Genomic DNA, 15627 nt, shown 5'->3' with positions numbered 1-15627 from the left:
ACCATCGCACAACAGCTCGAGCAAAAAGGTATTGAGAAGGGTATCCAGCTAGGCAGGCAGGAAGGTCTCAATGAAGGCAAGCTGGAAGGCAAGCTGGAAGTTGCCCGTACCATGCTACAGAACGGAATTGACCGTAGCACTGTGATGAAAATGACCGGCCTGACCGAAGACGACCTGGCGCAGATCCGCCACTGATTCATCTCTCCTGAGAACGCGTTTACGGCCCGGATGAGGCAAGTACCTCTTCGGCCTTTCATTCTGAACCCCTTGTCAGTTTAGAACTCGCTTCTGGACAGACGAGGGGTTGGACAAGCCTCCGGCGCGTCAGCCTGTAGCAGTTAACCCCCAACTTTCAGCATCGCCACCGCCTCGGTCCCCGGCATCTGGAACTGGACGCGGTGGCGAGCCGCCACATCGAGTACAAACACCTTCGTGTAGACCGAGAGAATAAGCAAAGCGCTTATTTCCGGTGGTGAGCAGGCGATCACGAGGCAGGAGAGGGACACAACATATAGCGTCATTATCAGCTGATAACACCGCTACATCTTGTGTTGCCGGGCCGGTGAGCGGCGGGGTGGTTTCAGAAGATCCGGAACTACCTTTTTTCGGATCTGCGCGGCGGAAAACCGGTAATTGATATGATAATTAATTCAATATTACAAAATCATACTTAATATGATATTTCTAATTTATAAAACAATCATATCTGATATGATGTTTAAAATATTGGCAAGAAATCATTCTAAGCATGATCGACAGGCCCGAACGACACGACCCGGCGACAGCCGGGCAGTCCGGCGCGGTACTGGTGACGAATAATCAGAGATAGTTTAAGCAGGTGCCGGATCAGGAGCTGGAAGACCGGGGGGAAATAACCTGATAAAACTATGTAACGGAGACAACAGGTTTTAATGAGGGGTTATAATGGATAAGGATATGATACTAATTTGGTCTGCTCTCATTGCATTTGCTGGAGTGATTATTTCGGCAGGAATCAACCTGTGGATAAACAACATCAATCGTGATAAATCTCGTAATGAATGGAAGCGCGATAAGTTATTAAAATTAACTAATGAATTTATAGAAGTTTTTTATAAAGATATCAAGAATGCCATAGCTAATGGGGAAGGTAGTGGTATAAGTAATGTACAGTTTTATGTCCCAACACTTTTCTCAAGTAGTGAGCAGGCTTTGTATCAACTTTGTATGTTGTTAGATGCCGAAGCCAGTAAAAAAGCTTATGAACAATATAGTGATATGAAGAGGAGAGCCTCAGATTTTGTGACTGATAGAATACTCAAAATGTACAAGGGTGATTTCGAAGCACAGTTCGAAACAATGAAAAGCAATGAAGTTAGACTTTTCATTCAGTTTATTAGCAGTGAAATAAGCAAGTTGAAGTAAGTGATTCGTATATTGAGCATTAGTGATTAACTTAATCAGAACGGGATTGACCAGAACGTCTGAATAACGCTTCCGTTATTTAAATACATAAGGTCAGGAAAAAGGAGAAACAAGTATGGATCCGGTATGGCATTTATTAATAGCGCTGGTTTGCTTCATGGCCGGAGCTTTCATTTCTGTGATAGCGGTACACTATTTAAAAAAAACCACAATCAGTGATTACAATCAGTTTTACATTAGATGCGGCGTTTTTTGTCTCTCATCAATTTCACTTTTCCTCATCTGGTTTCTGGTTATTTATCCACAGGAGAAGGCCGATTACTGTCAACATCTCACAGGGCCATCACTGAAATTCAGTTGTTCCGTTAACCTCGGAGTATTGTAAACATCGACAGTGGTTTTTCTTTCAAAGTAGCCCTGAAAGATAGATCCTGGCTGCTTTCCAGCGTATCTTTTTAAACTGGGCCATGCCTGACAAAACCAGCCGGCACTAGAATGCCGGTTATATCCTTTATAAAGAGCTTTTCTGTACACCCGCAGTGGCAAGTTTATCCAGAATGTCGACCAGCCTCACTGCATTCACTTCATTCCAGCACCAGTATGAGGATAAATGTTGAAATTCGCGGCTGTCAGGTTCACCCAGTACCTCACGAACTATTGCCTGATGCTCTGAGGATGCCGTAACGCAAACTCGTCCGTCGAACTGAATGAAGTAAATTCGCCCCTTCAAATCATCGCGTCGGATACTTTTCTTATGTGTATGAACTTTCTGTTTTTCAACGATGATGTGCATGGCTTATGCCTTCCGGAAATTAGTCTAAGGTTTAGCTACTGGTACTAAATCAATCCGTTATGGGGTGGCATGGTCAAATAACGTGCTAAACGTACAATTATTCTCTATATGCAAACTGACCCCTAATACTGCTCAGCCGCCGACTTCTCATCCGCCAACAGGCTCGATGAGCTCAGGTCCCTGATTCTTCACATTACCAACAGCGCGCGTTACAGGATGCCATGTGAAATGATTAGCTGACACAGCTCCATCAGCAGCAAGTTCTTCAGCTTCCTTACCAGACACATCCTGTCTCATCCACTCCCGGGCGGCCTCCGGCACCAGGACAAGCGGCCGCCGATCATGTATGTCAACAAGGCCCTTATCAGCTTCGACCGTGACAATCAGAAACCCTTCCGCCTCATCACCACGCTCAAACGGAGTACTTCCGATCGCGGCCATGAAGATTGGCTGGCCGTCTTTACGGTGGATGAAATAGGGCTGCTTCTTGTCTCCTTCACGCTTCCATTCAAACCAGCCATCGGCAAAGCAGATCGCCCGACCGTGCTGCCACAGAGGTTTAAACATCCTGCTGCTGGCTGCGGTCTCAACCCGTGCATTAATCAATGACGGTTTATCCCACCACCCTGGCGCGTAACCCCAGTGAACCGGATCGAGCTGCAGCTGTTCGTCGCGTTCGCTCAGCAGTAATACCCTGGTACCCGGGGCGACGTTATAGCGACCGATTGGTTCAGGGTCATAGGCAATATTTCGATCAACTTCATCGCCGAGGAGAGAAAGATACTCTTCCCGCGTCATTGACTGAGAAAAACGTCCGCACATGATTACCTCCAGTGGCCAGACTGAAAGTATAGAAGATGTGATCGATGTGGAGCCGGGGGTCAGGATGCCGCTTTGCGGCATGGAGGCGCCAACTGTAGTTGCACGGAGAACCGTAAGCAAAATGGCGCCGTTGCCCGGCGTAGCCGGTTGCTGTTTTGACAGGTTCTGCCTGTCCCATCCCCCGCCCTGCAAAGCTATACCCGTTAAAAACGCCACAGATGCTTCTGTACGCGGTCGGAGTGGTCCCGACAAGGCGTCAGCCGCGGTCGGGGCGTATCTCCGCGTTAGCGGACCGTGAGGGCCGCTTACGAGCGTGTATGCCTGAACTTAAAGCAACACGGCCCACAGCAACCACGAAATCTAGTTACAACATCCGTCATTTATAGCGACGTCTTTCCCCGGCCGGAGGCCGGGGGAGGGGGCGCTTTTCAGTGGCGGTCAGGTGGTCGCTGGTTTTATTGAAGCGTCAGCGGTGCTCGATGGTGGGAGGTGAGGTTTGCATACTATTTTGTCTCTGTTGTCCTGAGCTGAGGACAGCACTGGCGCGGTTCTTCGGGGATTTACCCGAATGTTGTAACTAATATTTCCTCTTTGTCTGACAGGCCCGACGCCTGGCGGCGGGAGGTATTTCTGTTCTGAGCGACGTGGACGCTTGCGGCCGCTGTAAGCGAAGGCCTTGTCGCTTTATCCACAATACAGGCAAAGACAAAGGATCTCCCTGCAACTTGTTATGCAGGGGATTAATAACTGGTTTAAGACTGTTTTGCGGGTTTCCGGTTATCTGTTTCCGGGATGCTGCTGTTATCTGTTTGCGGATTTATGTGGATAACGCTTCAGCCACGTGCGTGCTATGGCCATCATGAGGGCCGCATCACCATAAAAAAGGGGAAATCCTGGCAGGACAGGACTGAAGTGGGCAAAATGGCTGAAAAAAACCAGCACAAAAAGCCCCGGAGGGGCTGTTTTTTAAGCAAATTGTCGTTTGCCTGACTAATGAGGCGGAGAAGGGTTCAGTGACAGCTCCAGCTGGTACAGGTGCCGCACTGCCAGCTGCTCAAGTTTGTCTGCGGAATAACCATAGAGCTCGTCTGCCGGCAGCGTCTTCTTCAGCCAGCAGGTCATTTCATAAACCTGACGGTCCCGGGGCATTCTGGCCAGGCGGTTTGCACGCTTACGTGCAGCGCCTTTTGCACGGCGATACTGCAGGGCTTCACGACTGCGCTGCTCATACCAGCGTTTACGCGCCCTGAGAACAGAAATCTCCTCATGCTCGCCTAACAGCCCCTCTTTAATGAGCGCCTGACGTTCCTCGCATTCACGTAGTTTTTTCAGCTGCTGCTCCTGCAGCTTCATTAAATCAACACCCAGCATTTTCCAGCCAACGGGCGTGATCCAGACGTATTTAGGCAGTCGCTTCCGTGATTCCCTGTCCCACAGGGTTTCTTCTGATACGCCAAGTACACCAAAGCGGACCTGCTCGGCAATTAATGCCGAAATCCGGCGTACCGTGACTTCCGTACCGGAAATCACTTCCCCCCGGGCATCTTTCGGGCTGAGTTCTCTGGCCAGTCTGGACACACTCATTCCTACCGTGTGTTTACCGGCATCGCAGAAGCTGACCAGTACCGGCCAGAGCGCATCGAGAAGACGTTGTTTTTCCGGGCGAAAAGCATATCTGCGCCCCGCGCGCTGCCGTTCCCGGACGTATAAAGGATGCAGTGACATGTGCATGCGAAGTCTGCACTGACCCGTGGCCGGATCTTTTTCCACCAGACGGTTATAGGCGTGCCCCAGCTGGCCACCCAGCGCCTTATAGTGAGACGGCCGGAACCAGGACGGGTTTTCGCATTTGGGTTTAGTAGAGTGTTCACCGCGACGGCGACGGGTACGTTTCTTCTCCGGAGAAACCAGAAAAGACCCGACGTGACCATCATCAATGCCCTGCCAGAAACGGATCTGTTCTTCCGTATCCAGCTGACTCCAGTGTTGCGGATTGTGCTGTTCAGTCACACCTTCCCGCGCTTATGTTGCACGGAAGGAGTAAATGGCACAGAAACAGGTATTGAACTTTTCTGAGCATAAAACTATACTCCCTGCATAGAGCAACAGCTTCTATACAGTTTAAGTAGGCCCCGTTAATCTTCTTCAGTCGCCAAACTAGGTGAAGATTATCGGGGTTTTTGCTTTTCTGGTCCCGGGTAGACACCTCATCAGAACCAGTTCCCTGCCACCTTACGGCGTGGCCCACCATCAAAATTTGCTAAACGATCAGTAATCTAGCACTTGGATTAATTATTAGCAATAATTGTGACTTGTTGCTATTTGTTCCGTTGCTCTGATTCTCGCTCAATTAGTAACTCAATGATTTCTGCCTGAGTCATATTGGATTTCGAGCAAAGATCGTCCAGCATCGCCTTTTTAGCATTCTGTATGAACACAGTAACGGCTTTATGCGTATCCCTTTTTCTGGATACAGAGCGCAATTTTCGCTCGCTTACTGATAAAGGTTGCCCCTTACGGTAAGGCCTTTTGGGTTTCGAAGAGGAAGTTACTGCATTATCAATCTGCGACATCTCTGCCTCCTCAAGGATCTAAAAAAGGATCGTTCGCAGAGAATACTACAGATATCTTAAATCAGCGACTTACTTTATGGACGTAACCCGCGTTGGCGCACGGTTTACGTCCGGGGATCATTTAAGGCGGTATCAGTACGTCTGTTTCCAGTCCGTTCCCTTCGACCAGCGGGATGACCAGTGTTGCAGATAGCGTTGAGCAACGGCAGAGTCATCCCATATGACGAGCACATTCTCTGAATTGGCACGATCGGCGGCGCGACTGAAGTTGAACGAACCGACCTCGGTATTACGCCTGTCAGCGATGATCACTTTGTCGTGCAGGATCTTGTAGGTATCTACCGTCCGGACAGGAATTCCTGCGCTGACCAGCAGATTCATGGCGGCCCGGCTGGCCTTGTTGCGCTCACCGGTATTGGCTTTGTGGTCCAGAACCACCTTCACATCCACGCCCCGCTGCCTGGCTCTGACCAGCGCGCCGGCCACATCCGGAGACGTAAAAGAATAACCCATCAGCCGGATTTCCTGTTGTGCCGTCGTGATGGTTTTCAGAACCAGCTGCAGGGCAGTTCCTTCCGGAGAAAACCCGGCCTCGATGTTCGCGGCATAAACAGCCGGTAAGGGGGCGTACAGGCTCAGACTGACCAGCCCGGGCAGACACCATCTGCGGAGAGTACGGTTGATTTTCACAGTATTTCCTTCACTGTTTTGGAGAAACGCCGGGGGCGGGGGAAACTGGTTTTTCCTCGTCTCCGGGGTTGGACAACGACGCCATGCGGAGGCGTCAGGTTTTATGGCATGACGGAACCAGTAGCAGACGGGTCCGTCGCCGGTATGGTGGACAGCGTTCTGAAAATCGAATGGAAAAGGATTAAACGGTCTGGCTCATCTTTCGTTCGGCCCGCAACAGTTCTTTCATCATGCGTTCACCGGCGTATCTCGCTTCTTCTGCCGTGACGGTGGCCACCACATTTCCCTGCAGGTCATACCGGGAGGCTCCCTCCCGCATCCGGGACAGATAGCCCGCAGACCGGGTCAGGCTTTTCAGGCACTTAATCACCTGTTTATGCGACAGCGGCAGGTCGCGCGCTACGATATCGGCAAACAGTTGTTCACGCATCCCCGTGGCCAGCAGGCGTGGCGAGTGACCGTCAAACAGCTGCGGCCAGAACGCCTTCAGGGTCATAATGGCCTGCTCCGGTGGCAGCAGACGAAGATAACGCACCGGAGGCGGAGCCTTTGCCGCTTTGACCGGTTCGGGTACCGCCTGGTGTGCAACGGCTTCCGCAGCCTGTTTCGCCTGTTCAAGCTTCTCTTTCTTTACCTTCCAGGCGGGTGGCGTGGACACCACCACGACTTTTCTGCGACGAACCACGCCGGGTAACCCCGGGCTATCCTGCCCGGTACTGTCTGCTGCGGGTTTTCGTTTCAGGCTCAGCACCGGACGTTTTTCTTCTGCCATCACAATTGCCTATTTTTCAGTTCAGAGGTTAAAAACTACTATACCTGAACGGCGCCGCCCTTTCCTTTTCCTGAGAGACCGGGCGCGTGGTTCCGTTTGTAACGCATATGGACAGTCTGTCGTTCCCGGAGTCCATCCGGGATTTTTTCACATCGACACCACTATCCCCAGCACGGCCAGGTGCACGGCATAAAACAGCACAAAGAACTGTCGTGGCCAGAACCGTTTCACACTTTCCCCGGCAGATGAGCACACCATCAATACGAGAAGCGCGATGGCCAGCCCGGCCAGTGATTCTCCGGCGTCATTCGGGTTCATCAGTAACACCATCACGGCCCACAACACCCCGCATCCGAGTCGCTCCCGCGAAGTCTGTGCACGGCAGAGCAGCCAGCTGACGGTGAGCATCGCCACCCCGGCCATGCCGTAGCTGCCACAGGAGAACGGTATCCAGGCGGCAACGATGGCCATGGCGGCGAAGGTGTAACGCCAGAACGGCAGGCTGAACCACCGCAGCGCCTGACCGGTGACGGCAAAGGCGAACAGGATATTCCCCGCGTACCACGGATACCCGATGAGCATGAACGGCACCTGGGCGACCAGCGCCCAGCCCCACAGGCTGTTCAGCTGCGACTGGCGGATATCCGCGTGCCGGGCCAGATTCATTCCCCAGGCGAGGCCAAACAGCGGAAAACAGCCTCTTCCCAGGAGGCGCATTAGCTCGTTGTTATCTGCCAGAAGGAGTCCGGTGTGGTCAATAACCATCAGCACCAGTGCCACGGTCTTGATGATATCGGTCTGACCCGGCGTCCAGGTCAGTAATCCCTGCAGCCAGCGGTCAGCGGTGCTGAGGCGTATTGCATGTGTTGTCATCGTTAGTTCCTTTTTATCCCTGATATTGCTGTGCCTGACAAATGCTGCAGGCACGTCAGTCGCCCCCGAGCGTTTTCTCACGGTTCAGGTCGCGCACCATGTCCCGCTCCATCTGCTGCAGGCGCTCTCGCTGCAGACTCTCTGAGACCACCTGCTGTATCGCGGCTTCCTGACGCCGGGTCTGCGGGTCGTCCGGCACAACCGTTCTGTCCTCACCCGGTCTGTCTCTTTCCAGACCGCGAATGACGTCCCCGATAACCTCTTTCACCCGGTCCTCCGGCTCTCCGGCTTTACGCGACTCCCCGGCCACTTCCCGGGTCGCCTGCTCCGTCTGTCTTTCCATCTCCCTGCGCTGTGCCTCTTCTGCGGCGCGCTGTGCCAGAACATCCGGGGGTAACGGGATATCCGCACTCGTGTCTGGCAGGGGAAGATTCGGCAGAGGATCTGCCCACACGCGCCCCCCGGTAATGGCTCCCGGGTTCCAGGGCCGGTCATCCCCCGCCAGCCTGACCACCACGCCGGTGTCCGGGTTGTCCCGGGCCAGCCTGACGCCTTCTCCCATATTCCCGGCCAGCAGACTTTCGCCGTTCCGGCTGTTCTGCAGCGCCACGAACCGGGCCGTCTCGTCCCCCATAATCCGCCCCTCACCACCGATGGCCTCCAGCCGGCCGTCCCTGTCCGTCAGCGGGCTGAGCCAGATGCCAGCTTCTTTCCCGTTTTTATCGAATGCCGGCAGCGCCACATGAGGCTGCGGATACTTTTTACCGGGAGAAATGAATTTGCCCGGTGATACCCCTTTCGCCAGGCCGGACTGTTGCAGGGCAGCCCGGCCTGCAGCCGTCTCTTCCAGCGACTGCGCCCGGCCATACAGCATTTCGGCGTTTTTAACGGCCCGTGCGTTCTGCGGTTCGAGCACATCATGTGCGCTGGCCTTTTCCTGAGAACGGCTGACTGCCGTGGTCCAGCCCTCCCGGTTGTCGGTGTAGACCTGCGCGTGCTGTTTCATGCGCGACAACGCCACATAGGCCGACTCAAAGTTGACCATGGCTTTCCGGCTGCCTTCCACGCCCTCCAGCGCGATGGCGAAAGGTTCGCTGGCCCCCTGCGCACCGTGCGCAGTGATGGCGTAGGCGAGGTCAATGTGACGCTGCGCCTCATCCGCCTTCGGGCTCAGTGTTCGGGTGGTTTTACCGTCAGAAAGCGTGACACTGTCACCTGATACGGATTTCACCTCCCACACGCTGTTGGCCACATAGCCGCGTTCCGGGTCGCTTTTGCTGAAGCGCATCCGGTCGCCCTGTGACACGGTGAGGGTCTCCTCGCGATACAGCGTGACGCCCTCCGCTGAGGCCTCCCGGGGAGAGAGAAGACGGGTGTTCCCCTCGCGGTCCTTCAGGGTGATGAGCTGGTTCTCCTTATCGACGCGCTCAATGCGCTGATACGTGTTATCAAGAAGGGCCACGGCTCCCTGATGCTCTGACCAAGTGGACAGCTTGCGCAACTCACCGTCACGGATGTTGCTCGTGACGAGTACCGGCAGGGTCACCTCCTCTTTACTGACCTCGCCATTCTGTACCCGGGCATCATGGATGAGTGAGTTCAGTGCACGGCGGTCTGCGTTCAGATGCGTGATAATGAGCGTATTCGCCTGCGCCGCGGGGGTGCGCCCGGTGTAGTCTTTCACGATTGCCTCATACAGCGTGGCGGGCTGGCCGGGTGGTACCTCCACGCCCTGCTTCTGAGCCTCCTGTATCGCTTTTTCCTGTGCCGGCGTGAATTCTGTGACCGAGTTTTCCGGTACCCAGGCCCCCTCTTTTCTCGGTACCTGCGCCGGCGTGACCTGTTCAATTGTGGACAGTGCGCTGTGTACGTCCCGGTCAATCAGGCTGTAGACCGCCGGTCGCAGTTCCGGCACCTGACGCACAATCTCTTTCATGATGGCGACATCAGCGGCGCTGCGCTGCTGCATCAGCCTGAACGGCTGGCCCGGCGAGATGGACTGCAGCTGATCAGTATCCCCGCTCAGTACCGCCCGGCCTCCCCCGGCCGCAATCAGGGAAAGCGCCTTCGCGGTGTCTGACAGTCCGACCATTGAGCTCTCATCGAGCAGGAAAAGTGTGTTGCTGAAATCCGGCGTCTGACCGTTGCGCTGCTGCAGCTGCGTGTCATGCAGGAATGAGGCGGTCGTCTGCGCGTCCACACCGGCACTCTGCATCTCGCCCACGGCGCGGTGTGTCGGTCCCAGACCGATGACGCGCGGGCGGGTCTCTTCCGGCAACAGGCTGATGGCGCTCATCACCGCCCGGAACTGGGTCGTTTTTCCCACCCCGGCATACCCCTGAACCACCGTAAACCGGTCCGGGGTCTCCAGTATCATCCGGGTCGCCGCCCGCTGCCCGGCGGTCAGGTCCGTCATCAGGCTGCCCGGCACGCGGTCCATCAGGGGTGCCACCGCGTCCTTGCCTTCCAGTACCCGGGTCAGGATGCTTTTCTCCGCATCCCAGGTCTGACGGGAAATCAGCAGGTCGCTGCCGTGGCCGGGGGCCACCGGAACGTTCAGCAGACTGCCGGCCTTAACCTGCGCCTGAATGGTTACCTCAATGTCCCCCACGGGAACCTTACCGCCGCCGGTTTCCAGCGCCGTAGCCAGCAGCTGCGGCCGCGTGAAGGTCAGACTGTTACTTTCCAGCAACGGGATGGAAAGATGAATAGCCTGTTCTGCCGGGGTATGCAGTCCGGCTTTCTGCTGTGCGATGGCCACCTCCAGGTCTGTTTCTCCCGAGCGTGCCTTCAGCTGCTCTGAGACCACGCTGAACGCGGTGTGACGCGCCAGCTTCTCTGTGGTGCGGGCTTCATCCTGTGCGGAGTACAGCCGGATATGGCTTCCGCTCTGCGCCAGCTGGTTGAGCGTGGCGTTATCCAGCTCACGCTGCGTGACCGAGGCAAAGACGGTCGCGGTCTCGCTGACTGACCGGCCGGGACTCTCCACCCAGCCGTGCCCGACCTTGATGCCGTCAAACGGGCTGCTGCCGACAGGAAGCGTCTGCGTGGTTTTCTGCCCCGGACGCTGAACCGTCAGTTGTCCGGCCTCCGCTTTCAGCACCGTGACGCTCTCGCCGCCCTTCAGGCGCGTGTCGGGGATTTTCCCGAGCACCGCCAGACGCTCCCCCTCTGCCACCGGCAGCTTATCGGCCCGGAACAGCGTCCACTGACTGTCGACGGCGGAGACCTTCAGGTCCAGACGCCCGCCCTCACGGTCCTTCAGGGTCAGCATGTTGCTGCTGGCCGTCACCCGGTCAATCACAAAGCGGTCATGGCTGCGCGCCTCCGGGTCCCATCGCTCCATGACCATGCCCTCGCGGTAGTAGTCCCGCACGCCCCGGCTCTTGCTGTCCAGCCACACTGGCGTCAGGGCGGTCACCGTCATGTCCCGGTTGCCGAGCGCCCCCTCATTTTTGAGGGTGTCGCGGATAACGTTGTTCAGGACATTCTGCTCACGCGTGCCGCTGATTTGCGCCACGCTCTCCTGCCCTTCACGCACGCTGGCGGCGAACTCCTGTGCCAGAAGGCTGTAGCGCGCACGCTTGTCCGGCTCGCTGATGATGTCTGCCGTCGCCTGCCTGCCGCCCTGCCACCGGTATGTATTGACGCCGCTGTCTTTCAGGACCGTCAGCGCGCTCCCGGTTCCGCTGCGCTTGCCGCTGTCGGAGAGCAGAACCTGCACGTTATGGCGCATGGCGCCATCGAGCAGGGAAATCGTCTCTTTCAGGCTCAGCTTCTCGGCCTGGTCGACAATTAAGGTCCCGCCCGGAATAAAGGCCGTCCCGTCCTGCAGGGCGGATTTACCGGTCACCGTCTCGCCGGCCAGTCGTGCATCCCCGGCAAGAAACTCCCGGGAGCGGTTATCTGCGGCGAGGATATGCACGTCACGCCCCTGCTCCCGGGCCATCATCGTCAGCTCGGCCACCCGCTCCCGCTGGCCTGCCGCGCCGCCCTGACCGGCGACAATCCCCATTGCCGGGCGGTCCTGTGCCAGCACGCTGACCGCATCGCTGAAGGGTTTTTCGCGCACCAGACCCGCAGCCTGTGTGACGGAGACGTGGTTCTGGCGCTGAACCTCATGGCTCAGGGCTTTCACAGAGAGCTCATCGAGGACGTGGATATTTGAAGTAAACAGACCCTTTTCCCGGTCAAGCGGGATAAGCTGCTCGCGCTCGATGGCCGCATCAATGCCCGTTCTGGCCAGTTCAAAGACGCCGGGCTTTGCCTCCAGCTGGCCGACCGTGCGTGCCAGCAGATCGGCATACGTAAACTGCACCTTGCGGTCACTGAGACCGGCGATGGCTTTTGTCACCACGTCCGTAATATCCGGCCCGTCGGATTTCACCGGGGCTGCAGGCGCCCGGGCCAGCTCTGCTGCACGCACATCAGCGGCTTCACGGTAGCCACGGATGTCGAAGCCGGTCTCCTTCAGCGTGTTCATCCACTCCACCATCTTCTCGGCCGGGTCGATGGCTTCCTTCGACTTACGGGTATCGAGCGCGGCCACATCCCGGGATTTGAGCGACGCATCGGGTCCTGCCGCTTCCCTGAGTTCCTGACTGCGCGTGGAAAACGGCTCGACCGGCACGTCCTTCATCTCCCACATGCCGTGCTTTCCCACGACTTCGGTTGCATACCCGAGCTTTTCTACCAGGGGTTTTAATGCTTCCCGGTAAAGCTTCCCGAAGGCTATCTGATTTGCGTACACATTCTCGATAAAGCCCGTTTTACCAACCGTATCGGTGCCGAGAGACTGCCACTTGTCCCCGTTCTGCGTGGCATTAATAACAACGGCATGGGTGTGCAGCTGCGGCTCCTGATTACGGTTCGTATCGTGGTTGAATTTCGCCACAATCAGATTGCCGGTCAGGACGGTTTCGCTTTTCCCGTCCGTCATGACACGGGTCGCCGCCAGCGTTTCGACCTGCCTGATGGCTTCTGTCACTGCCTGGTTGTGGGCATCGATAAGGCGTTTATCACCACCCAGCATCGCCATCACAGACACGCTTTTAGGGGCCGAGAACGTCAGGTCATAGCCCGGACGATGTTTGTTCTCTCCGTCCTGCATGCGGGTCAGGTCGCTGCCATCCGGCAGCTTCCCTTTCAGTAGTTCAGTGAACACGGCTTTGTCGACCGCTTTTCCGTCCAGCCCCAGCGCTTCCGCCCCCTTCCCCTGCCAGCGTTCCTCCAGACTGCCGATGACGTAATAATTATCCTTGTCGGTGTAGTAATTTCCGGCGCTGCCCGCCGATTTAACGGACCCAATCGACATCATCAGAAGTTCCCTCCAATCTCAATATCATCCGGTTCATCGCGACGGCTGTGGTTGATATTGACCTCTTCGCGTCGCTGCATATCCCGCTGGGTCTGCTCACTCTCCAGCCAGGCGTCATACGCCGCCATGTCTTCGATTTCACCCTCTTCGTTCATGCCGGCCGGCATCATCTCCTGTCCCGTCTCTGCAGACTGTTGTGCCAGCTCCTGCTCCGTGCCTCCTGTGTGTGCTGTCGCGCCGGCAGCAGCGGTAGCGGCGGCGGCTTTAGTCCGGATTAAAGGAACGGTCGTGACCCGCGCGACCGGTACCACCGGCGGTGCTGTTTCAGGCGACTTAACGGTTTTTTCTGCTGCAGACGTCTTTGCCACCGACGGCGCGTTCACTGGAGCAGGCGGTGTCTGTTCGGGCTGCTCATCGACGGTCTTTTCTTCTTCAGCCTTCTCAGGCTCCGGCGGGTCGGGTGTGAACAGCGCCCGTGCCAGGCTGCCTTCTGCCTCCCGGGCCTCAAGCAGCGCATTGAGTCGGGCGTCAACACGCGTATCGAGTCGGCGCTGAATAAATCCCTCGGCAATTTTCGGACGCGGCTTGTACTTGAGGGCCAGCTTCACGGCCGGATACGGCCCGGGCAGCGTGACGTAGCAGGAGAGGTCCGGCAGCGTCTGAATATCGGAGTAGCTGACCAGGGTTTCACGCTCTTTTTCTTTCCCGGTCGATACCCCGTCACGTACCGGGTCCGCACCGTAGGAATACTGCTCGCTGGCCTTGAGAATTTCTTTCTCACCGATTTCACCGGCGGCAAATTCCGCAATCTCTTTACTCGGGGAACGGAAGAAGGCCCGGGTGTTCATGACGTCGAACAGCGTGGCGGCGGGTTTCACGCCATAGATGTCTTCCAGCTGGGCGTAGGACTGAATACCAAACACGTAGCAGCCGCCGAATTTACGCGCTTCCGGCAGAATTTCGACCAGGTCAGGCAGCTTGTGCAGCGTGGGCAGTTCGTCTGCGAAAATCCACACGCGCCGGTTACGGTTCTCCCCCATCGCCAGTAGCCCCCGGATAGCAATTGACAGCCACATGGATATAACCGGCTTCAGGGAAGCATGGGTGTCAGCGTTCGAAGAAATAAACAGCCAGCCATTGGGCTGGTCTTCTCTGACGCCCCGCATCCAGTCGCGGATGGTAAATGGCTCGCCGTTCTTCTCAATCCCCTGCAGGTAACGGATGGCCTTGACGTAGTTGGTCAGCACCGCACGGATACTGATGGCGGTTTTCTCAATTTTCTCTTCCACCAGGTTCGCCGCCGGGGTGTTCTGCAGATAGGCACGCAGCTTGTCGATTTTGATGGAAAGCATGGTATCGACCAGCTTCTCGTAGCTGCGGTCCTTGTCCTCCCGCATCAGGTAGGCCCCTTCCGCAAAGATGGTGCGACCGGAGCCCTGCCAGAACGGGTCCTCTTTGGTGCCCATCGGGATCAGGGTGTTGGAGACGTTATCAAAATCAGGTAACGAAATGCATTCACGCCAGAGGTCCCAGGCCGCACAGCGCGAATCCAGCGGGTTGAGGATTTTATCGCGCGACGGGTCGTAATAGCTTTTGACGAATTCGCAGGAGCGGTCGTAGATAATGGCCATATCGCCCCGGGCGCGCACGTAGTTCAGCAGACGGCGGATAACTTCAGATTTACCGGAGCCCACGGTACCGTGGAGACAGAAGTTCTGGATTTCGGAGTTCAGCAGTATTGGCAGGTCGCCAATTTTAATATCCGAGGCCATCCCGTCACGTTTCATCTGACGGGCCACTTCTTTAGGCTTGTCGGACAACTGGCGCCCGCCGGTATTCTCATCCTCACTCTGCTGTTTACCCTGACGACCGAGCACCCAGCTGGCGACAAAGAACGTCACGACACAAACAATCAGGGCCACCATCCCGGAGAAGACAAACCCGGTCCACAGCTGCTCGCCGCACCAGACCGTGTATTTATCCGTCAGGATTTGTTCTGCAGTAAATTCCAGCGACTGGCCATAATACTGAATGGTATAGACGGGCTGAGAGCGCATAATTTCCCGCAGCGGCCCCAGCGTCGTACACCACCAGTAAACACAGCCGTTGACGAAGGTTTGCCAGCTGAGGCGGTACATCAGCAGCAGTCCACATAATACCCAGAACAAAATAAATAGAACATAGAGCATAATATTGGCAATCTGACCAAACATGCGGAAACGCATATTCGCGATCTGACCGCCCTGCGTCATATCTTTGGCATTAAAACTCATGGCAATAATCCGTCAAAGAACCATTGAGGAAGATATGCCGGATATCAGGAAAATATCCGACAAATGTTATTAAATCATTCCGCCCCTGGCGGCAACGCCTCACTGGCGCA

The 15627-nt window shown here is 56.0% G+C and carries 12 protein-coding genes and 1 pseudogene; 2 read left to right on the top strand and 11 right to left on the bottom strand.

The window, feature by feature from the left end; genetic code table 11:
- The coding region (locus AQ981_RS23095; protein WP_121500720.1) for an Rpn family recombination-promoting nuclease/putative transposase at positions 1-195 on the top strand (195 nt) is incomplete at its 5' end.
- Between the two features lie 143 nt (positions 196-338).
- Here AQ981_RS23095 and AQ981_RS27440 read toward each other — a convergent pair.
- Positions 339-440 (bottom strand): annotated as a pseudogene (locus AQ981_RS27440) (phage integrase family protein); the annotation flags it as partial.
- Positions 441-924: 484 nt separating this feature from the next.
- Between AQ981_RS27440 and AQ981_RS23090 the strand changes: the two are divergent.
- Complete coding sequence (locus AQ981_RS23090; protein WP_058914112.1) at positions 925-1404, top strand: hypothetical protein; 480 nt, start codon at positions 925-927, stop codon at positions 1402-1404.
- A gap of 511 nt (positions 1405-1915) precedes the next feature.
- Here the strand turns inward: AQ981_RS23090 and AQ981_RS23080 are convergent.
- The 10 genes from AQ981_RS23080 to traD form a co-directional block, all read right to left on the bottom strand.
- Positions 1916-2197 carry a hypothetical protein gene (locus AQ981_RS23080; protein WP_058914110.1) on the bottom strand — a complete coding sequence of 94 codons (282 nt, stop codon included), beginning with the start codon at positions 2195-2197 and terminating at the stop codon, positions 1916-1918.
- 147 nt (positions 2198-2344) lie between these two features.
- A complete protein-coding gene (locus AQ981_RS23075; protein WP_058914120.1) occupies positions 2345-3019 on the bottom strand; it encodes an SOS response-associated peptidase in 675 nt (224 codons plus the stop codon).
- Between the two features lie 990 nt (positions 3020-4009).
- Entirely contained in the window at positions 4010-5029 is a 1020-nt protein-coding gene (repA, locus tag AQ981_RS23070) for a plasmid replication initiator RepA (RefSeq protein ID WP_058914109.1), read from the bottom strand.
- Entirely contained in the window at positions 5022-5099 is a 78-nt protein-coding gene (tap, locus tag AQ981_RS26460; protein ID WP_020323529.1) for a RepA leader peptide Tap, read from the bottom strand. The genes repA (AQ981_RS23070) and tap overlap by 8 nt, the downstream gene beginning before the upstream one ends.
- A 238-nt stretch (positions 5100-5337) precedes the next feature.
- Positions 5338-5592, bottom strand: a complete 255-nt coding sequence (gene repA, locus AQ981_RS23065; protein ID WP_004098862.1) for a replication regulatory protein RepA — start codon at positions 5590-5592, stop codon at positions 5338-5340.
- Positions 5593-5724: 132 nt separating this feature from the next.
- A complete protein-coding gene (locus AQ981_RS23060) occupies positions 5725-6276 on the bottom strand; it encodes a phospholipase D family nuclease (protein WP_058914119.1) in 552 nt (183 codons plus the stop codon).
- Positions 6277-6463: 187 nt separating this feature from the next.
- Positions 6464-7054 (bottom strand): fertility inhibition protein FinO, encoded by a 591-nt coding sequence (locus tag AQ981_RS23055; RefSeq protein WP_058914108.1) that lies wholly within the window; start codon positions 7052-7054, stop codon positions 6464-6466.
- Positions 7055-7201: 147 nt separating this feature from the next.
- Positions 7202-7927, bottom strand: coding sequence for a type-F conjugative transfer system pilin acetylase TraX (gene traX, locus AQ981_RS23050; RefSeq protein ID WP_058914107.1), 726 nt, complete (start codon positions 7925-7927; stop codon positions 7202-7204).
- 55 nt (positions 7928-7982) lie between these two features.
- Positions 7983-13244 carry a conjugative transfer relaxase/helicase TraI gene (traI, locus tag AQ981_RS23045; RefSeq protein WP_058914106.1) on the bottom strand — a complete coding sequence of 1754 codons (5262 nt, stop codon included), beginning with the start codon at positions 13242-13244 and terminating at the stop codon, positions 7983-7985.
- Positions 13244-15517 (bottom strand): type IV conjugative transfer system coupling protein TraD, encoded by a 2274-nt coding sequence (gene traD, locus AQ981_RS23040; protein ID WP_058914105.1) that lies wholly within the window; start codon positions 15515-15517, stop codon positions 13244-13246. The genes traI and traD overlap by 1 nt, the downstream gene beginning before the upstream one ends.
- Between the last annotated feature and the right edge of the window lie 110 nt (positions 15518-15627).

Origin of the sequence: Entomohabitans teleogrylli, from assembly GCF_001484765.1 — a bacterium.
GTDB classification, from domain to species: Bacteria; Pseudomonadota; Gammaproteobacteria; order Enterobacterales; family Enterobacteriaceae; genus Entomohabitans; species Entomohabitans teleogrylli.
This window is presented reverse-complemented; position numbering and strand designations above follow the sequence as displayed.

Coding starts and splice junctions, on each gene's coding strand:
- traX (WP_058914107.1), bottom strand. CDS start 7,927: ATGACAACACATGCAATACGCCTCAGCACCGCTGACCGCTGGCTGCAG.
- AQ981_RS23055 (WP_058914108.1), bottom strand. CDS start 7,054: ATGGCAGAAGAAAAACGTCCGGTGCTGAGCCTGAAACGAAAACCCGCA.
- AQ981_RS23075 (WP_058914120.1), bottom strand. CDS start 3,019: ATGTGCGGACGTTTTTCTCAGTCAATGACGCGGGAAGAGTATCTTTCT.
- tap (WP_020323529.1), bottom strand. CDS start 5,099: ATGCTCAGAAAAGTTCAATACCTGTTTCTGTGCCATTTACTCCTTCCG.
- AQ981_RS23080 (WP_058914110.1), bottom strand. CDS start 2,197: ATGCACATCATCGTTGAAAAACAGAAAGTTCATACACATAAGAAAAGT.
- AQ981_RS23090 (WP_058914112.1), top strand. CDS start 925: ATGGATAAGGATATGATACTAATTTGGTCTGCTCTCATTGCATTTGCT.
- traD (WP_058914105.1), bottom strand. CDS start 15,517: ATGAGTTTTAATGCCAAAGATATGACGCAGGGCGGTCAGATCGCGAAT.
- traI (WP_058914106.1), bottom strand. CDS start 13,244: ATGATGTCGATTGGGTCCGTTAAATCGGCGGGCAGCGCCGGAAATTAC.
- repA (WP_004098862.1), bottom strand. CDS start 5,592: ATGTCGCAGATTGATAATGCAGTAACTTCCTCTTCGAAACCCAAAAGG.